Annotated in this window: 16 protein-coding genes; 4 read left to right on the top strand and 12 right to left on the bottom strand. The window is 50.9% G+C overall.

Going from position 1 to position 18,905, the window contains the following annotated elements; translation table 11 throughout:
* Positions 1–213: 213 nt before the first annotated feature.
* Genes OC443_RS20355 through OC443_RS20345 form a run of 3 tightly spaced genes read right to left on the bottom strand, consistent with a single transcriptional unit; the run spans position 214 to position 2,555 of the window.
* Entirely contained in the window at positions 214–1,134 is a 921-nt protein-coding gene (locus OC443_RS20355; protein WP_073583346.1) for a 5-oxoprolinase subunit C family protein, read from the bottom strand.
* The gene (pxpB, locus tag OC443_RS20350) at positions 1,124–1,816 is read right to left on the bottom strand and encodes a 5-oxoprolinase subunit PxpB (protein WP_234976392.1); all 693 of its coding nucleotides are present in this window, start codon (positions 1,814–1,816) and stop codon (positions 1,124–1,126) included. The genes OC443_RS20355 and pxpB overlap by 11 nt, the downstream gene beginning before the upstream one ends.
* The gene (locus OC443_RS20345; protein ID WP_073583350.1) at positions 1,806–2,555 is read right to left on the bottom strand and encodes a 5-oxoprolinase subunit PxpA; all 750 of its coding nucleotides are present in this window, start codon (positions 2,553–2,555) and stop codon (positions 1,806–1,808) included. The genes pxpB and OC443_RS20345 overlap by 11 nt, the downstream gene beginning before the upstream one ends.
* Before the next feature lie 198 nt (positions 2,556–2,753).
* Between OC443_RS20345 and OC443_RS20340 the strand changes: the two genes are divergently transcribed.
* A complete protein-coding gene (locus OC443_RS20340) occupies positions 2,754–3,170 on the top strand; it encodes a VOC family protein (protein WP_073583352.1) in 417 nt (138 codons plus the stop codon).
* A gap of 23 nt (positions 3,171–3,193) precedes the next feature.
* The gene (locus OC443_RS20335; RefSeq protein WP_073583354.1) at positions 3,194–3,499 is read left to right on the top strand and encodes an NIPSNAP family protein; all 306 of its coding nucleotides are present in this window, start codon (positions 3,194–3,196) and stop codon (positions 3,497–3,499) included.
* A gap of 85 nt (positions 3,500–3,584) precedes the next feature.
* On the opposite strand, the gene pelG is transcribed toward OC443_RS20335, so the two are convergent.
* From pelG to OC443_RS20300, 7 genes are read right to left on the bottom strand one after another with little or no spacing between them, the layout of a single operon-like run.
* Complete coding sequence (gene pelG / locus OC443_RS20330) at positions 3,585–4,955, bottom strand: exopolysaccharide Pel transporter PelG (protein WP_073583356.1); 1,371 nt, start codon at positions 4,953–4,955, stop codon at positions 3,585–3,587.
* Positions 4,943–6,475 (bottom strand): GT4 family glycosyltransferase PelF, encoded by a 1,533-nt coding sequence (pelF, locus tag OC443_RS20325; protein WP_073583358.1) that lies wholly within the window; start codon positions 6,473–6,475, stop codon positions 4,943–4,945. Before pelF ends, pelG begins: the two co-directional genes overlap by 13 nt.
* Entirely contained in the window at positions 6,459–7,466 is a 1,008-nt protein-coding gene (locus OC443_RS20320) for a tetratricopeptide repeat protein (protein WP_083601627.1), read from the bottom strand. Before OC443_RS20320 ends, pelF begins: the two co-directional genes overlap by 17 nt.
* Positions 7,456–8,751 (bottom strand): PelD GGDEF domain-containing protein, encoded by a 1,296-nt coding sequence (locus OC443_RS20315; RefSeq protein ID WP_083601628.1) that lies wholly within the window; start codon positions 8,749–8,751, stop codon positions 7,456–7,458. Before OC443_RS20315 ends, OC443_RS20320 begins: the two co-directional genes overlap by 11 nt.
* Entirely contained in the window at positions 8,748–9,263 is a 516-nt protein-coding gene (locus tag OC443_RS20310) for a protein PelC (RefSeq protein ID WP_073583360.1), read from the bottom strand. Before OC443_RS20310 ends, OC443_RS20315 begins: the two co-directional genes overlap by 4 nt.
* Positions 9,264–9,277: 14 nt before the next feature.
* Positions 9,278–12,595 (bottom strand): tetratricopeptide repeat protein, encoded by a 3,318-nt coding sequence (locus OC443_RS20305; RefSeq protein ID WP_073583362.1) that lies wholly within the window; start codon positions 12,593–12,595, stop codon positions 9,278–9,280.
* 40 nt (positions 12,596–12,635) lie between these two features.
* Entirely contained in the window at positions 12,636–15,356 is a 2,721-nt protein-coding gene (locus OC443_RS20300) for an endo alpha-1,4 polygalactosaminidase (protein ID WP_073583364.1), read from the bottom strand.
* 366 nt (positions 15,357–15,722) lie between these two features.
* Here OC443_RS20300 and OC443_RS20295 point away from each other — a divergent pair, with 366 nt between their 5' ends.
* Positions 15,723–16,814, top strand: coding sequence for a PfkB family carbohydrate kinase (locus OC443_RS20295; protein ID WP_073583366.1), 1,092 nt, complete (start codon positions 15,723–15,725; stop codon positions 16,812–16,814).
* Positions 16,808–17,725: a pseudouridine-5'-phosphate glycosidase gene (locus OC443_RS20290; RefSeq protein ID WP_073583368.1), complete on the top strand. Its 918-nt coding sequence runs from the start codon at positions 16,808–16,810 to the stop codon at positions 17,723–17,725. Before OC443_RS20295 ends, OC443_RS20290 begins: the two co-directional genes overlap by 7 nt.
* 211 nt (positions 17,726–17,936) lie before the next feature.
* Here the strand turns inward: OC443_RS20290 and OC443_RS20285 are convergent, their stop codons facing one another.
* Together OC443_RS20285 and OC443_RS20280 are read right to left on the bottom strand one after the other, a co-directional pair.
* A complete protein-coding gene (locus OC443_RS20285) occupies positions 17,937–18,446 on the bottom strand; it encodes a GNAT family N-acetyltransferase (RefSeq protein ID WP_073583370.1) in 510 nt (169 codons plus the stop codon).
* Positions 18,447–18,592: 146 nt separating this feature from the next.
* Positions 18,593–18,754, bottom strand: a complete 162-nt coding sequence (locus OC443_RS20280) for a hypothetical protein (RefSeq protein ID WP_159440335.1) — start codon at positions 18,752–18,754, stop codon at positions 18,593–18,595.
* Positions 18,755–18,905: the final 151 nt, after the last annotated feature.

Here is an 18,905-nt window from a genome sequence, read left to right as displayed (position 1 = left end):
CGGCATTGATGAGATCAAAGAATGGAGAATCACGTCATGACGGGGACGGGTATGATGTTGATGGATTCCGCTGTGATTAAACAGAACAGCTCCCAGAATAACATATGTGCACGATAGCATAAATATTTATCACTAAATGATGCAAAATGGTACAAACGACTGGATATCAACCAGAGACCGCCCCATGATGCCTCTGATTGAACCGAAGGTCAGCTAAGCAGACATGATCTGCTGAAACAGCCGCCATTCAGACTCTGCTTCGGCCAGAGCCAAAGGACGAAACTGAACCGACTGTCCCGGTAAGCACTGTGATAACCGGCTGGTTCCCAGCGTGGTCAGACAACCAATTTTAGGATAACCACCGATGGTCTGTCTGTCCCGCATCAACACAATCGGCTGACCATCCTGCGGGATCTGAATCGCACCAAGCACGATACCTTCAGAAATCATCCGGCTTTGCTCACAGGCAACCTGAGGCCCCGCTAAACGATACCCCATCCGATCGCTGTCTGGCGTGATCTGGTATGCTGAAGAAAAGAACAGCGCCCGGCTTTCAGCCGGGAACACATCATGCTGATAACTGCTAATCACGCCAAGCGATAAGGGTTCAGCATAATCCGGTCTCGCCCACTTAGGAACACGGGCTGTCTGCGGCTCGCGGCAAGGCGTATAACGGAGTAAATCTCCTGTCTTCAGTGGCTGGCCGGTGGCATTTAACCCGCCAGTCCCTTCCCGGACCACGGTGGCTACACTGCCCAGTTGCGGTTGACAAATGAAGCCGCCCTGAACACATAAATAAGCCCGGACCCCAGACACAGGACGGGAAAATGACAGCTCATCACCCGGTTGAATCGCATAAGTACACCAGGGAGAGACCGGTTTATCATTCAGGCTCGCCTTTAAATCAGCTCCGGTAATCGCAATGGTTGTCGGCTCTGTCGCCTTTAACTGTAACTGACCCAGGGTAATTTCAAGGCCACAGGCTCCCAAAGGATTACCAAGCAGGCGGTTTCCCCAGCAAAACGCATGTTCATCCATCGGTCCGCCCTGGGCAATACCCAAATGCTGATATCCCCGGCGCCCGAGATCCTGTAGCAAGGAAAGCATGCCGGGATTGACAACTTCAAAACTCATCGAAACGCCCTCCCATGGCGATAAATGTCTCCCGGTTTACCGGCGAAAAACGGACCCGGTCACCGGTATTCAGTCTGCCCGGTGTTTCGCTGTGCCAGTCCAGCATTTTGAGGGGGGTCCGGCCAATAATCTGCCAGCCTCCGGGTGTGGCTGCCGGATAAATTGCCGTCTGATTATCTGCCAGCCCGACACTGCCTGATGGTACTTTCAGCCTGGGTGTGGCTTTTCTCGGCATCAGCAAGGCTTCATCGGTCGAGCCCAGATAAGCAAAACCCGGCGTAAAACCAACAGCATACACCCGGTAAATCCGCTCACAATGCAGACGAACGACATCTTCAGCTGATAAACCGGTGTGCTGACAAACTTCAGCCATATCCGTAGCCACTTCCCCGCCGTAATAGACAGGAATTTCAATCACAGCCTGAGCCTGTGTTGAAATGGCTGACTCAGATATACCGGACAAAACCTGTTTAATGCGTGAAAACAGAGCCTCACGGCTGATCAGCAGCATATCAAAGTCAATCACGATCGAAGTATAAGACGGCACCATGTCTGTGATGACATCGCTCAGATTGTCCCGGAGTAAATGCGTCGCGACAGCGATTTGATCCGCGGTGTGCTCACTGACCTCATCCGCAAAATAAATGATACAACTGTGTTCATTTAAAGGTTCAATCCGCATGATTATCTCCGCTTTTCTGCCTGTTGCTCACCGCTGACACCACCGTCAGCGCATGTTCTCCATCGCCATGCACACAAATGGTATCGGCATGTACTGCCAATGTTTTTCCATTGATCGTGGTCACCGTGCCTTCCCGCTGAATCTGGCGGATTTGCTGAATAATGGTGTCAGGATCATGATAAACAGCCCCGGCAATCCGGCGATCAGTCAGGTAACCTTCATCATCGTAAGCCCGGTCTGAAAACGCTTCAAATAACACCGGTAAACCTATCTGATCCGCCATCGCTTTCACCTGGAAATGCTGCGGGGTTGCCATAACCATCAACGGACATCCGGGTAGCGCTGTCAGCGTTGCCTGCATCACGGTTTTCAGCACCGCTTCATCTTTCATCATGGTGTTATAAAGAGCCCCGTGAGGTTTGACATAATCGACCGTCATGTCATGACTGCGGCAAATCCCCTGTAATGCCCCGATCTGATAGATAATCCAGGCACGTAATTCATCGTCACTACACTGTAAAACGCGGCGCCCGAAGCCGAGCAGGTCCGGATACCCCGGATGCGCTCCGACAGAAACACCGGCCTGTTTTGCCAGCTTTACGGTTTTGTCCATCGTTAACGGATCTGACGCATGAAAACCACAGGCAATGTTTGCCATATCAATCCATGGCATCACCTCCGCATCACATCCTTTTTCCCACGGGCCAAAGCTTTCGCCCATATCGCAGTTGAGTTTCATCACAAGGTTCCTGAATCATGAAGCCGGTTATTTTTATGGATATACCCAAGCAACCTGAAGATGCAGATTGTTTGGGTATATCAGTGGTACATGAAAGCAGGACAGGAATCAAGTTATGATAGGATGTGAGGATATTCATTTGCTCAATGTTGTATCCGGAAACCACGACAGGAAAAATACAGTCAAAAAGGAACCCTGATGAAACAGAATATTGTTCATATTGCACTGGTCGTCAAAGACTACGATGAAGCGATCGATTTCTATGTGAATCAACTTCAGTTTGAGCTGATAGAAGATACCTGGCAGCCGGAGCAGGATAAGCGCTGGGTTGTCGTCGCGCCACCGAATTCGCATGGTGTCAGCCTGCTTCTGGCAAAAGCTTCAAAGCCCGGACAGCATGATTTTATCGGCAATCAGACCGGTGGCCGTGTGTTTCTTTTTCTGAATACTGACGACTTCTGGCGAGACTACGAACGCATGAAATCGATTGGCATTCATTTCATTCGAGAACCGAAAGAGCAGGATTACGGTACAGTCGCTGTTTTTGAAGACTTATACGGAAATCTCTGGGACTTACTCCAGCTCAACCCTGAGCACCCGATGGCGAAAAGATAAACAAAACACACAAGGAATAAAGTATGGTCACCTGTTATGTCAGATATGTCATTGATCCAAAGAAAATCAAAGAATTCGAAGTATACGCAAAAATGTGGATTCCGCTGGTAGAAAAGTTTGGCGGCCGTCACAATGGCTATTTTCTGCCATCAGAAGGTGCAAATAACATCGCATTAGCTTTGTTTACCTTTGAAAACCTGTCCGCTTACGAAACCTACCGGCAGCAATCATTTCAGGATGAGGCATGCCTCAAAGCGTTTGAATTTGCAAAAAAAGAAGATTTTATCATCAGCTACGAGCGAAGTTTTTTCCGGCCGGTGCTGAGCTGATATCATTTTGGGTAAACGTTCAGGTTTTCCCGGCGAGGTACTGAGAACCGAATCCTCCCTTAAAAAGGAGGATTTAACAGCCCGTTTACCCTCTCTGCTTCATAAACGTCTCATATTCCAGCTCATGAAACTGCTTATTCAGCCACAACAGGCCAGCGACAGTGGTCACCAGACAGGCAAGGACAAAGCCATAACCGTAGAAATAGGGCCCAAGATAAATCGTCAGCAACGTAAATAAAGTATTCGCTGCCAGGAATAAGCCATTCAGAACCAACACGCTTTTACGCTTGTCCAGATAATACATAATGTTGAACACAGACAGCATCACCACCTGCAAAGCAACGCCAACCAGATCGATGTTCAGCAGCGACCGGTAATTCACATCAATGCCGAAATACTGCAGCAGTTCACCCCCCCACAGCAACAGGAAGACTAAAGTAATTCCCTGCACTTTGAAGATTTCGTAAATACCGGCCTGAGCGGTCCGGACCATGTTATCTTTCAGCTGATAAATCTCATCCAGCGACGAGTCGGTTCTCACCGCATGATAGAAATGATCGTAATGTTCCACAAAGTCGGTTTCCATCCGCACCAGAAAAACAGCCATACCCGGAATCACCGATAAATAAGCCAGAAAGATGGGTAAATCGTAAATCGGGCTGGCACGCATCGGGCCAAGAATTTCCACCGATGTATACGGCATAAACCAGAAAATGATTTTATCCGCCCACACACCGGCGTTGTAAAACAGACCACAGAAAAACAGCCCGTAGAACACCTGATCCGGGCGGAGAAAATCAAACCGGATCAACCGGTCGCCCGGATAACGACGCACAATCATCAGCAGAAAGCTGAACATCAGTATCGCTTCGCCAACGAAGAATGAACAATATAAGCCATCCAGCCCCCAGAACCGCAACATGGAAGCCAGCAGAATCATGGTGGCGTAGCCGCCGATCATCACCAGCACAATTGCCCGGTATTCTTTCATACCAGACAGGAAAATGACCCCGAGCCACTGATTACACAAACAGACAAACCCGGCAATCAGCAGTAACTTGCTTAAGGCCGGTAAAGGGAGAAAGGGCCAGACCAGCAGAGCAATCACCAGCGCCGCAATGGTTGTCAGCAATAAAGAACCCAGCAGGTTGGGTAACACCTGCTGGTCCTGCCGGCGGAAAAACAGGTCTGCGGCAAACCGGGTCAGCATCAGCTGCAACCCACCGGTGAGAATCAGTGAGGCAGCCATCATATAAGTCACACTGACCAGAAACTGAATGATCAGGCTTTGAGGCAATACAATTCCCACACTCAGAATACCGATCACCATCAGGGCCAGAATCGATAACAACCACGGCCCGGAGCCGATAATGCCGGCATAACCGTAAGCCTGAAAGACCGACAGCAGGGAATTTTTTTTCAGAATCTTACGGATTTCAAACCCTATTCCTGCCACAACATCGTCTCCTCGTAAATACGTTGATAACGGGCAAACATCAGTTGCTCATCATAGAATTTTCTGACCCGTTCTAACCCGACGGCCTGAAGCTGCAACCAGTGTGCTTCATCTGTCAGCAAACGTACCATCGCCTGAGCGGTTTCACCCGGTGAGGCGATTGAAGCCAGATGCCCTGCTTCGCCGGACTGACGGTCTGCTTCACTGTCTCCCAGAATCATTTCCCGGCAGGAACCCACGTCAGTTGCCAGTACCGGCACACCGGCAGCCATCGCTTCCAGCAGAACCAGCGGCTGAGCCTCAGAAATCGACGTCAGTGCGACCGCTTTGAGCTGCGGCAGAATTTCCGCGACATTTTGCATACCGAGAAAGTGAATCTGCTGTTTTAAATCCAGACTCTCCACCAGCAGTTCACACTCCAGCACATAATCCGGATCTTCTTCCATCGGCCCGACAATCCAGCCCTGAATCTCCGGCACCTGATACTGGGCTTCTTTAATTGCCCGGATAAAGGTTTTGATATCTTTGATCGGAACAACACGGCCAATCAGTCCGACAACAGGCTGAACCTCTGCCTGACGGGCAGCCAGCGCCGGGCCAAAGCGGGCAAGGTTAATGCCGTTGGGAATAATCTGTGTTTTTTCTGCCGGTGCCCCATCGCGCAGCTGGCGGGCCCGGTTGCCTTCATAAAGTGAGGTAATCACATTCGCCTGCTGATAGCTGGTGCGGCCAAGCTGCTCAAAAAACCGAATCCACAACCGGCGGATAAATCCCATATCCGCATGCAAATCAATACCGATATCCTGCTTTTCTTCACTGATCCAGTCGGCCTGAATTAAATCTATCTTGCGCTCTTTGGTGTAAATACCGTGTTCAGAAATGATGTAAGGCACATTTTGCATCGCACTGAGACCGGCCCCGAGCAAACCGGCATATCCGGTCGATACCGAGTGAACCAGCCGGGCTTTCTCCACCTTTCTGGCGATCCGGGCAATAACAAACAACGGCTTGAAAAGGTTGCGGTAAGTCCAGAAAAAATCCGGAAAAGACACATCATCACAATAGCGCTGATAAAATTCAGTCAAAATCTGCCAGGACGCCTTGGTATAGCGGAAATCATCCAGTGAAAAACCGTCGTCTTTTCCAACCTGTTCAAACAGAAATGTCACCAGAGATTCCGGTAAAGGCTTTGAGCTGTCACTGAAATAACCCAGCAGTTCCCGCCAGTTCTCAAACATGGGGGCTTTTTTCGCATCCGTTTCATAGCGGGAAAGATCGAAATCCTCCTCTTCATCTTCCGGATCCATCAGATAATAAACCTGCAATCCGGTGACATTGTCCGGTAACTGATATTGCACCGGGCCATACTGACTGGCGATTCCCCCAAGGAACACCAGTTCAAAAGTTACGTTGGGCAACCCGCAAATCAGCTGATGCACCCAGCTTGACACCCCGCCCCGCACATAAGGATAGGTGCCTTCCAGAACCAGTATTACATCGGCTTTACAGGGCGTCGTCATGCCAGTAACTCCTTATCTTATCGAGGTTAAGAGAAAGCTTCTGCCCTTCCAGATGGCCCATATAAATCCGGCATTGCTGATACTGTTTGGTTTTGTAGGCAATTTCAGCCAGGTACGGATAGGTTTGCCGGACCGGCACGCCGGATTGAGCGGCTTTTTCAAATAACGTCTGCGCCTGTTCATAGCGCCCCATCATCAGCCAGATCTTGGCCAGCAGGATTTCCGTCGTCACGGCGGGTTCATACATCAGGCTTTGTCCGGCATGAAAAGCGGCTTTTTCCAGCACATACTGTCTCAGGGCACCTTGTGCCAGCCCCAGATAGCTCAGTTCCCAGTATTTCCGGGCGATCTGATGATGGCAGCTGGCAGTGCCGGTAAATGAAGAAATAAACTGCCCGGCCAGCTGTTTTTTCAGCACATGAATATCATCGTTAATTGCAGTCTCTTTTTTATCCAGCGAGGAATAAGCCAGCAGGCGGATATCATCATCGGTATCTTTCAGAGCCTGCTTCAGGATCGGAATCGCTTCTCTGTCCTCCATATTGCGGGTGGTCACCACGGCAAACAGGCGTTTATCCACATCTCTGGCATATTTTAAAATCGCTGCCACACCACCGCGGGAATAACGCGGCGTCAGTGAAATCTGATCCGGTTCAAACGGCAATTCCGGCACCAAATGCTCTTCCAGCACATCCTGCTGCTTTTCCAGCGGATAATGCACACCCGCAACCACAGCAATCAGACAACCCACGATACCCAGCACCGGTAAACTGACTGCAAATATAAATAAAAACAGAAATGCGTACGCCGGAAACCGCCGGTAACGCACCGGCAGCAAATAAAGACAGCTGACACCAAAGACTATCGCCGATATCACGTAGAGAAGCAGCCAGGTCACGGCTACACCACTGAAAATAAATTCCGCAGCAGCCAGCAACTGAAGAATCAGTGCGGTCAGGGTTCCGGATAAAGCAAATCGGTTATTCAGCATGAATGACTTTTTCCAGTTGTTTGGCGGGAACCGGCAGCGCAAGATGACTCAGCTCCTCAATACCGGCTTCTTTCAGGTTTTGCCCCTGAGAGTTTTTCGCCCAGGCATCAACACGCTCTTTAAATCCGGAATAATCCCGTTCATCGGCCAGTGGCATCAGAATTTGCAACAGATTGTTCTGTTCATCATGAAAATACACATCCAGACCCCGGCGGGTCGCATGCAGGTATTCCAGCACCGGCTGATGCAGGACGGCATCCATGCGCCAGCTCACCAGCTGAGCGGGAATTTTGTAGCGTTTCGCATCATAATTGGCACGCTCTGCCTGCTGGCAAAAACTCTCATGCTCATCACCATTCATCACCGGATTGGCAATCGCATTGCGTAATAAATCGGCGATATAACCAGCAGTCACGGCCAGCAAGGTTAATGTCTCTTTGTTCAGGGCAAAAAACTGGATCTGCTCAACCAGAATGACGGCATAAATACGTTCCCTGACATCCATCAGGGGAATCACAACCTGATAACGGCTCTGTTCCATCGCCTCACCGGACAGTTGTTTCAGCGATACCAGCTGGCCGCTTTCAAACATTTTCCGCACCATCATGTCACCGGATTCGACCGGCTTCACCGGCCCGATACGCGCCAGAACGGATGTCAGTTTTTTGTCCGGCTCTACTTTGCACAACGTGGCGCACTGGAGCGAACCATATTCAGCAAACAGCGACATAATCGGCTGGGCAACCTGTTCGATATTCCGGTCCGGTAAATGCCCGATCTGCGTTTTTACCGCCTGTAACGACTCACGCAGACTCAGGCTGTGTCCGGCCAGCATCTGTTCTAATTTATCGTGTGATAAACGCAGCAGATGATAATGGCGGGTGAAGGTTTCCAGCCGCTCATTGACATAGGCCAGCTCGCGTTTTTGTCTTTCACTGGCTTTTTCCCGCCAGTCGCTGAACTCACCACACAGCATCACCAGCAGCGCATAACCGGCGATCGTCTGAAACGGCAGCTGAATATCCTGCGCAACCATACCGGTCCGGATCAGAACAGACTGCAGAAACAACAGCACCAGCACGGAAACCAGCCCTTTGGTAAAGCCGTAACGGAGTGCCACCAGCACCGGCCCGAGCATTGACCAGACAAATTCAGCCTCATATGAAAATGGATCCTGAGGATTCAGAACCAGCGGAATGACCAGCGCCAGCAGTGTGAAAAAACCACTTTCTGCCCAGATGCGGTAAGTCATCCCGAAAGCCCGTTGTCGAAGCTTTTTGATCACTCTTGAACCTCAATGTTATCGAGTAAATCTTCCAGTACATCCTGCCCGGTGCCAGACAGATTATCGCGGCCCCAGCCGGTTTTAGACACTGTCCCGCTCCAGACCGGCGCATTGCTGCCGGTTTGATATAAAGTCAGTGTGACGGACACCACAGGGTCTCCGTCCAGCCCGGATTTGTATCGCCACTCAGAAATACTGCCGCGCAGCACATAATCTGCTGACTGTTCATCCGCCCATTGCTGCGCTGCGGACAGCTTTTGTTCATCACCGGTAAATGAAAGATCACCCTGTGCCTGATGCGGATACACCACCAGCGCCGGTAAATCATTCTGATACCACAGGCTGGCGAGCATATTCGCGGCACTGGCACCAGCCAGCGGCGTCTGCGAGCGGTTGACGACCGGTAACAGTGCAACTTTGGCGCTCTGCTGCAAATAGACCGTATCGCTGACCTGGCTCGTCGAACATCCGCCAAGTAACAACACCATACCTATCAATAAACTTCTGAACATAACTTCCCCTCAGATTAAAAATGGATGTAGTAACCGATTTGTAACCGGGTATTCTGCTGACCCTGAATATCGCGGGTTTGATAACTCACACCCACATGTAAACTGTCGTCACCGATAATTTCCCACCCCGCCCGTAACGACGCAGTAAAATCGGCGTGATTTGAATCCGGCTGATAGCCTGTACTTAAATCGACAGACCAGTGTGTTTCTCTGCCGGTATACGGCGGAATCAATCCCTCACCGGAAGCGATGATCGTTCCCATGGCAATCCGGCGGTAATTATCCACCCCGGCTGAGCGGTTCACCGCTGCCGGACCGGCTCCGGGGCCACCGGGACCGGCCGCGTTATTATCAGCGGCTGAATCACGGGCGCCCAGCGTTTGCCAGACGGCACCGGAATAAAATTGCCAGTTCGGATGATTTTGATTGAGGGCATACTGATAACGGGCGTCATAGACTTCACCGGCCGCAATCTTTTGGCCATCCCTTTCTGACATCTCAACATGCCTGACAGCCAGACTGAGATTCTGCCGCGGATCGAGCTGATACTGAGCACTCACGCCATATCCGGACTGCTCACCCTGTGCAAACAGAAACTCATTCTGTGCACTTTGCTGATCGTGCTTATAATCCAGCCCCAGTTGCAGGCGATCGGTCAGCTGGTAGCGTAAATCCAGTTCGAATCCTGTCCGGCTTTCATTCTCTCCCTGATGATGATTCAGCCCCAGACCAATGCGCCAGCGTTGCCAGCTGATGTCATCCCGCAGTGTCAGCAATCTGCCGCTGTTTGACTCATTTTCCTGCTGGCCGAATCCGACCTGCCATTCTCCCTGTGCAAACGGGAAATAGATGTGCATCCAGCGTTCGCTGGAGTCAAAGGCTGCCTTCGGGATAACATCCAGTGATAATGCGCGGAAATAGTAAGGACGCAGGGTGCGGGCAAGCCCGGTCTTTGGCCCGTCGGGTAACAGAGCAGCATGCCTGTGCCAGCGTTTCATTGCCTGATATGGCTGCCGGAGATAAGTCAGGCTGTTCACTTCGTCCAGCGGCGATAAACGATGATTTTTAACCAGCGCTTCGATCACACCAAATTCCCCGCCTGCCACCGCCAGTTGCAGCTGCTCCCATGACTGAAGCCGGGTCGCGGCATGCCGTTTTAACCACCAGACTGACTGAGGTAATCCCGGAAAGCGGGATACCATGGCTTCGGTCGTACGTGTTTGTTTGAACAGATGAAAAGTCCGGGAAGCACCGGCCCAGCGGCTGACAAGGTTGAGATAATCGTGATGGGTCTGCGGTAACCGGCGCAAAAGCTGCCGCCTGAGTTGAAGCGCCTGATCAACGTGGCCGACGTGCTCAAGAACGGTCGCATAATTGACCTGAAGCGGCAGTTCATCCGGATTCTGTGCCACCAGCCAGTGCAAATGCTGATAAGCCACACGCCAGTTCCCGTTGTAGATGGCGAGGCTGGCCATCAGCCGCGACCAGAATGCACCGGGAGGATAACGGGAGGCATGACGGATGAAATCCCGGACCACAGCGATATCCTGACTGGCCAGTGCCAGCCAGCCCTGTTCTTTTTCGATCGCAGGTGAATAGGGTGCATTTGCTTTGGCGTGAGCCAAAGCCTGCTTCGCCTGAGTATAATCACCGTCCTGCTGATGCACATAAGACAGATAAACCCAGGCAGAGGCAAGTAACGGAGAAGGCGCACGCCCGGATATCATCTGCGTGACCCGTTTCAGGGACTGTTTATCCCCGAGTTTCCAGCTGAAGTATGCAATCCGCTCCAGCGCCAGATCCGAAGATGCATGCTGCCACAGAAAGTCCATCCCGTTCTCGTCTGGTGTCACTGAGTCGGAGAATTTCAGTTCAAGATAACGGGCCAGCTGAATCCCATGCAGTTTGTCCTGCTGATTCAGTTGCTCATAGGCATAAGCTTCATCCTGCTTGTCACCCGCCAGGTTGGCCAGATTAACGCGGGTCGTCCAGTATTGCTGGTCCGCATCAGCCGGCACATGCTGATAAACGGCTAAGGCCTGTTTGAACTCGTGACCAAGCCAGAAGCTCCGGGCAAACCACCACAAAACTTCCTGAGTCATTTCCCCCCGGAATCCGGGCCAGAACTGTTTGAGTTTTTCCAGATCACCAGACTGATAGAAGGTGCGGGCTTTCCAGTACTGGCTGTGCTTATCCGGCCCGTATCGTTTTTCATAGAGGGCAATATCGTTCAGTTCCGCCTGACCATGTCCGTTATATTCATAGGCCTGCATCCAGTCTTTCAGCTGCTTTGGCGTAATCTGTTTTGTCCGGGTCAGATAGCGGTAGATCAGCAATTGCTTATCATACAGAAACAGCTGTTTGGCATGAGCAGCGCCGGTCTGAATCATTTCCGGCGTCGCTAACTGACGGTGCATTAACCAGATTAATTCATCCACAGCCTGCTCCGGCCGGTTCAGCCATGTTGCCAGCTTCCAGCCCTGCTGATGCAGTACAGGATCATCCGGCGATTTCTTTTCCAGTTCAGATAACAGCTGAGCAGCAGATTCCAGTTCACCATATGCAATGCGGGCTCTGAGCACCTGACGCTGATAGCCCGCGTTACCCGGATATTGTTTTAATAACTGTTCCGTGGCCTGACGGACGACTTCTCTGTCTCCGGCGAGGCGGGCCAGTTGCAGCGTTTGATGAACATTGCCGTCTCCGTACGCCTGCCACCACTGCAACGCGGTCTTTGAATTGTTGCTGTGAAGTGCCGCAGTCATCGCTGGTTTGAGAGTCTCAGCAGACACATGCCCCTGATAAGCCAGAAATGCTTTTTGCGGCTGACCGGCCATCATCCAGTTTTTGGCTGCCTCAAGGGGTTGATTGTCCGCTGCGAAATACCGCGCAACCTGCGCGTGCATCCCGAGTGCCTGTGCATGGTGAAAATCTGTTTTTGTCCAGTCAGACGGTGCCGCTAACATCCGTTTGAGTGCCACAAAATCATCGTCTTGTTTCGCACCATTGGCCGTCCAGCGGGAAAACAGCATCTTCTGTTTCACCGCCCGTTTGTGAGCCGGTGACTTAATCCGGCCAATATACCTGGCAGCATCCTGCATCTCACCCAGCCGGACATCCACTTCGGCCAGCTTTTCAATCGCAGCCTGATTATCCGGGTCTGCGACCAGTGTCGCTTCTAAATAAGAGCGGGCCAGTTGCGGGTCATCCAGTGCCTGTTCTGTTTCAAAGAAAAACAGTTTCGGAAACAAAATATACAAAGCCATCATGGCTGCAACAATCACAGCAATGATAACTTTGACAGAAATAAAAACCGGACGAGACTGATTCATATCAACGACTGACTCACACCAACAACAGATTCATCAACGACTAGCGATGACAGACTAAACGGCCCGAAAAATCTCCCCGGGGCATAGAAAAACGGCGATAATTTCCCTGCTTCACGCCTTGATGTCTGCGTCCGTCAGACGAAACCAGATGGCATTGATCCGCATTTGCCAGGATCAGCTGTGCTTTCAGCCAGCTGTGAAACACAATCCGTTTTTCAGACCATTCACGGATCACCACATTGCCTGAAACCAGATAAGGTTTGGTGATCACCGGTTTTGACTTCACGAACGTTTTAAATACTGCCTGCCCCTGTGGCAGGTGAATATATCGTTCGTCTTCCGTCATACCCGCAACGTGGCGGCTATGTTGTAAATCAACCCGGCCCAGCGATTCCGGAATGCGCAGCGTCGGAATCGACCGGCTGCTGAACACCCATTCCCCTTTATCGTTCCGGGCTAATCCGGAGAAATAAAAATCCAGCGCGCCCCGTGCATAGCGGGCAAGCTGTACCGGGGTATTCGGACGGGATAAGGCATAATCCAGCACGATTTTCAGCGCCCGGATACCAGCGGGGTTCGTGCCGGAATAGAAATGATAGTAAATGGTGAACGGCTTCAACCGGTATGGCTTGTCTGTATGCCGGAAGGTTTCCGTCAGCCGTTTAAATCCGTCAAACGGGCCATGCCAGACATTGGTATACAGTTCTTCATTCATCAGGGGTGCATAAATCTGATACAGCAGCTCACCTTCCGGGCGGCCCAGCGGCGCAATTTCACTCAGGGTCGGGTTATCATCGGTGACAAAAGAGTCTCCGCCATTCACATTCACGACCCCGGCTTCCAGGGTATGACGAATAGGATCCGGGCCGGGCAGCGCGTCACCGCTCCACAGCACGGCGGTCACTTTCTTGCCTTTGGGCGCCAGACGCTGATTGATGTAATCGATCGACCCCTCAATCTCCCGCCGGATATCAATCTTGTCGTAATCAGGCACCGCCAGATGGCTGCCGTAAGGCCGGTAAGCATTTTTCAGTACCTTTTGCCGGCCGGCCAGTTCATTCCAGAAAAACGGATGACTGAAGGTGTGCGTTGCCATGTCGACATACGGCAATGCAAAGATCTGTCTGGCAATTTTCTCGTAATACGGGCTCTGTTCCGGATACATGCCTTTTGGCCCGACTTCCCCTTCCACAATAGAAACCGTCACCGGTATTTTGTATGGCTTAAGAATTTCATCCTTGATCACTTTGGCTGCAATCGGCTGCCCCGGCAGGCGGGCAAGGCTGGAGAACGCATCGCCGTCGATATAGCTGATTAAGCGGCGACGGCCGGATTCTGTGGTGACATCCGGGGCCGGAATCGGCGGCAGCTGAAATGCCCGGGACAGCAGCTGATACGGTTCAATCATCCAGCGACTGTCATCCACCGAGAGGTTTTCAATCAGCCAGGGCGCTGCAATCAGCACATCCCGGCCGGAGCGAACTCCCTGGATTAAACGCCGGCCATCAGCAGAAGTAATCGTAATCAGCGGCTCTGCATCCTGCTGTTTTATCAGCTGAAGCGGAAAAACACCGGCATCCGGCCGGAGCGCATTGTATTCCCCTTTCAGCCAGGGTTTCATCATCCGGATTTTGTAGGGCCCGGGTGGTGTAACCGACAACATTTTCACCCCAAATACCTTGAGCAGTTTATCTGACTGAGGCAACTGTCCCAGCACCATCAGCGGTAACGTGCCTTTCGCCTTCAGTAGCCAGTCCACGTAAGCCGGAGAATACATCCGGGTTTCCAGCGTCCACGAGATCACACCGGCATACAGGGCAGGATCAATTGTTGGTAAAGACTGCCGGCTCATATCCAGATATGCCGGAATATAACCCAGATATTCAATAAAGGCCGCCAGCCGGTTATGGACATCCGAATGAGTCAGATACTGTCGTTTACTGTTGTACGGAATCAGGATTTTACGCGGGACAGGTTGCAGCTCAGAGGTACCCCAGGTCTGTAAGTGACCGTCCGTCACCCAGGGAAGAAAGCCAGCCGCGATGATTTTCTTCGCCACCGCAAACCGCTCTTCCGGTTTGGCATAGTCAATCACCTGAACCTGAAAGCCAAGTTTCTGAGCCTGTTGCAGTTGATTGATCAACCATTGCTGATCAGACTCTTTAGTTACACTATAGGTGTCATGTTTCGGCCGGTAATGCGTATACAGGCCTTCAGCGACCAGAAATTTTGCCTGTCCCTGTAACTGGGGTAAAAGATCAAACCCCCGGTTAAGGATCAGCTGATGAGAAAACAGCGCAGACAACTGTTTGATCAGTGCAACCAGCGCCCGGCGCTGTGGCCCCTGCTGTTGCGGTTTCAACATCTGATAACTGTCTAAGGTGTCGAGAAACAGCCCGTCATAACCCTGCGCTTTCAGTTGCTTTGCCTGCTCAAGCACTGCGGACTGCCATGACGCTGAGGTCAGGTCCATCACCTGACTGTTCCAGTGCGTGTTCGTCATCAGCCCCTGATGACCAGTCTGTCTTGATTCTCCGACACTCAGGTAGGCATACAGCTTAATTTTTCTTTGATGCAGCCAGTTTCTTGCATCTTTATTCACCTGATCCGGCTGAACCACAACCCGCGAATAAAGTGACATTTCGGCTAAAGGCAAATGAGAATTGTAATAAAAAGCAATGCTATGGCTGGATACCTGTGCCGAGGCTGTGAAACTGAAGACTATCAATATGAAGCAGATCAAACGACTGAATTGAGCCATATACACCAAACCTTTTACAACACAAACGAACACGCTTTTGAAAGTTCAACCTGTTTATTTATTTTCCGGCCACTGAGAGCACCTCAATGAAACCTAATGTTAATTTTATCATCAATACAGGTTTAAGGGCGGCATTATTGACAAACTTCGCCATGATATCAACTGATATTCGTTCGATTTCAGCACAATCAGACACCTTGTATCATATATGAGACTTTTCTCTTCTATGACTCCGGACTGACACAAATATGACACAACACCCGGACGGTAACGGTTCGGGTCATACATATCGCCAGCGCAAACGTTTGCAACCGAATGATAAATTTGTCATAATCAAACAAATGTTTGACAACCGAACAGAAGTTTATGACTGAGCGAGAACAACAGATACTGGACCTCATCAGGCAAGACCCCATGATCGCGCAGAACACACTGGCCGAAAAGCTGGGTCTGAGCCGGAGTGCCGTTGCGGGACATATTATGAATCTGACCCGCAAAGGCTATATTCAGGGCAAAGGTTATGTGATTGCACCGGAGCAATATGCGGTCGTCGCAGGTGGTGCCAACATGGACTTATGTGGCCGCTCTGACACCACTCTGGTGATGGGAGATTCAAACCCCGGAGAACTGACATCCGGTCCGGGCGGTGTGGCCCGCAATATCGCTGAGAATCTGGGACGGCTGGGAAGTGCCGTCCGGTTTATCGGAGCGGTTGGTAACGATCTGTGGGGAGAACAATTACTGGCAGCCTGCCGCCATGCCGGTGTCGGCGTCGATCATTGTCTGGTCGTTCCCGGCAAAACCAGCAGCACATATCTTTCCATTCATGATCCGGACGGAGAACTGCATCTGGCCCTCAATGATATGTCACTGCTTGAAACACTTGATGCGGCTGAACTCGCCAGGCGCAACGGTGTATTTCAACGGGCCAGCGCTATTGTGCTCGATGCGAACCTGAGTGAGTCAGCCCTCGAATATCTGTTTCACACTCATAGCGATAAAGCGATTTTTGTCGACCCTGTGTCTTCGGTCAAAGCCGGAAAAATCACCCCTTATCTGGCACAGATTCACACTCTCAAGCCCAACCGGACAGAAGCTGAACTTTTGTCCGGCTGCCGGATTGAGCGCCCGGAGCAGTTACCTGACATTGCAGCAAGGCTGCATGATAAAGGCGTCAAACGTCTGCTGATCAGCCTTGGGGCGCAAGGCGCCTATGCCAGTGATGAAGGCTTGGGGCAATTCATCAGCGCAGAAAAAACCCAGGTCAATAATGTCACCGGTGCCGGTGATGCACTGATGGCCGGGCTGGTTCATGGTTATCTGCACCACCGAAGCTGGGCCCATACATTAGAGTTTGCTCTTGCTGCGGCAAGGCTTGCTCTGCAATCTGAGACCACCATTCATTCAATGATGTCGGAAAAGGCGGTGCTCCGCCTGATTGAGGAATCAACATGTTAGAAAAATATCTCGATATTCAGCCTGAAGTTGCCATCGCACTGGCTGAAAATAAACCTGTCGTGGCACTGGAATCGACCATCATCTCTCACGGCATGCCTTATCCACGTAACGTCGAAACTGCGTTGCAGGTCGAAAATACCATTCGTGAATCTGGTGCCATTCCCGCCACAATTGCAATTATTAAAGGCCGCCTGAAAGTTGGCTTAAGTGAAGAAGAAATTGAATATCTGGGCAAAGCCGGAACGGCAGTGACAAAAGTCAGCCGCCGGGATATTCCGTTTATGGTTGCAGGTCAGAAAGATGGTGCAACCACAGTGGCAGCCACCATGATTCTGGCTGAGCTTGCCGGTATCCGGGTATTTGCCACCGGTGGTATTGGCGGTGTTCACCGGGGTGCGCAGGAGACCTTTGATATTTCAGCCGATTTGCAGGAACTGGCCGGCACCAGTGTTGCCGTTGTCTGCGCCGGTGCAAAATCAATTCTGGATCTGGGGCTGACCCGTGAATATCTGGAAACTCACGGTGTGCCTGTGATTGGGTATCAAACCGATCAACTGCCGGCATTCTATACCCGGGAAAGTGATCAGACGATCGACTATCGTCTTGATGATGCTCAGGCGATTGCCACAGCACTAAAAGTAAAATGGGAACTGGGCCTGAAAGGCGGTGCTGTCATTGCGAACCCGATTCCGCAACAGTATGCCATGCCGGTTGAAACCATTCAGTCAGCAATTGAACAGGCGCTGACTGAAGCAGGGGAACAGGGAATCACCGGAAAAGAATCCACCCCGTTTCTGCTGGCGCGGGTCTGTGAGCTGACCGGCGGAAACAGCCTTGATTCCAATATTCAGCTGGTTCTGAACAATGCCCGCCTTGGTGCAGCGATTGCTATCGGGCTGTGTCAGCTATAAAACCTGGTTAGTTATCAAAACCTGGTCAGTTATAAAAAATCTGCTCAAATACAGATTTTTGTACCCGAAGCCGGTTTCAGGTTGCACCGGAGTAAAGGGACATAAGAAACAGACCAGAAAAAAGACGCAGCCCGCCGGGTTGCGTCTTTCAGATTTTTCATTCAGACCGTTTTTTTATTCAGACTGATTTTTAATTCAAAAAAACGTGCATTCAGAAAACAAGCGTATACAGATGATCTGCGTATAATTTCCCACCAATCATATAAGCATCCGGTTCTACTTCTATCAGTTCAAAACCACACTTTTCCAATACCCGTTCCGAGGCAATATTTCCTGCGGTGACAACTGCCTGAAAAGCCGTGATATCACAGGTTTCAACCGTCCACTGAATCAGCGCTTTCAGCGATTCAGTGCCATACTGACGCCCATGATGCTCAGCACTGAGCAGAAAACCGACTTCTGCAATGCCATCCTGTAAAAAGAAGCCGGTAATTCCAACCGGCTCTCCGGAGGTTTTTTTCGTGATCACCAAACACAACCAGTTCTCTGAATCAGAGGTCCATGGATACAGACGGGACTGAAATTTTTGTTCAATTTCATCCGGTCCCGGTGGATCAAAACAAAACCGGATCACCCTGGAATCAGTATATAGTGATTCAAAAAATGTCCGGTCTGATACCCTCAGCGGCCGCATGATCAACCGCTCTGAAGTGATTTCCATTGTTGCTCTTCCTCTGTTTGCCAGGGTCTGCTGACCTTAAGACTTTTTTATTGTCGAATCAACGGATACTGTTAAAGCAGCTCATTGTGAAGAATCCGCGATAAAACCGGCAACGGCTTGTGCAACCGCAACCGGGTTGTCCCACATCATCGAATGCCCCGCCAGTGGAATGACTGCGCCACCACAGCGGGATAGTCACTGGACGAAGCACAGCCGATACCATGAATAAACACAACCGGTTGTTTTTCGCCGGGAATGTCGTGATATCTCAGTACAGACTGGCAGGATTCAATAAACAGACTTTTCATAACATCATCATCATTGGTTGAACAGGAAGGACAATATACCAATCTGAGTCACAAAGTGAACCGGATATCTTCCTGAACAACCTGAAGGTGCCTGAAAAAACACAAAAAAACAGGATGTTCAGCCATCTGACCATCCTGTATAAAACCGTCA

Source organism: Vibrio quintilis (genome assembly GCF_024529975.1).
Lineage (GTDB): Bacteria > Pseudomonadota > Gammaproteobacteria > Enterobacterales > Vibrionaceae > Vibrio > Vibrio quintilis.
This window is presented reverse-complemented; position numbering and strand designations above follow the sequence as displayed.

Bases quoted from the DNA above. Each gene is read 5' to 3' on its own strand.
- pelF (WP_073583358.1), bottom strand. From the start codon at position 6,475: ATGACGACGCCCTGTAAAGCCGATGTAATACTGGTTCTGGAAGGCACC.
- OC443_RS20335 (WP_073583354.1), top strand. From the start codon at position 3,194: ATGGTCACCTGTTATGTCAGATATGTCATTGATCCAAAGAAAATCAAA.
- OC443_RS20355 (WP_073583346.1), bottom strand. From the start codon at position 1,134: ATGAGTTTTGAAGTTGTCAATCCCGGCATGCTTTCCTTGCTACAGGAT.
- OC443_RS20310 (WP_073583360.1), bottom strand. From the start codon at position 9,263: ATGTTCAGAAGTTTATTGATAGGTATGGTGTTGTTACTTGGCGGATGT.
- OC443_RS20290 (WP_073583368.1), top strand. From the start codon at position 16,808: ATGTTAGAAAAATATCTCGATATTCAGCCTGAAGTTGCCATCGCACTG.
- OC443_RS20295 (WP_073583366.1), top strand. From the start codon at position 15,723: ATGACTGAGCGAGAACAACAGATACTGGACCTCATCAGGCAAGACCCC.
- OC443_RS20300 (WP_073583364.1), bottom strand. From the start codon at position 15,356: ATGGCTCAATTCAGTCGTTTGATCTGCTTCATATTGATAGTCTTCAGT.
- OC443_RS20305 (WP_073583362.1), bottom strand. From the start codon at position 12,595: ATGAATCAGTCTCGTCCGGTTTTTATTTCTGTCAAAGTTATCATTGCT.
- OC443_RS20285 (WP_073583370.1), bottom strand. From the start codon at position 18,446: ATGGAAATCACTTCAGAGCGGTTGATCATGCGGCCGCTGAGGGTATCA.
- OC443_RS20340 (WP_073583352.1), top strand. From the start codon at position 2,754: ATGAAACAGAATATTGTTCATATTGCACTGGTCGTCAAAGACTACGAT.
- OC443_RS20320 (WP_083601627.1), bottom strand. From the start codon at position 7,466: ATGCTGAATAACCGATTTGCTTTATCCGGAACCCTGACCGCACTGATT.
- pxpB (WP_234976392.1), bottom strand. From the start codon at position 1,816: ATGCGGATTGAACCTTTAAATGAACACAGTTGTATCATTTATTTTGCG.
- OC443_RS20280 (WP_159440335.1), bottom strand. From the start codon at position 18,754: ATGAAAAGTCTGTTTATTGAATCCTGCCAGTCTGTACTGAGATATCAC.
- OC443_RS20345 (WP_073583350.1), bottom strand. From the start codon at position 2,555: ATGAAACTCAACTGCGATATGGGCGAAAGCTTTGGCCCGTGGGAAAAA.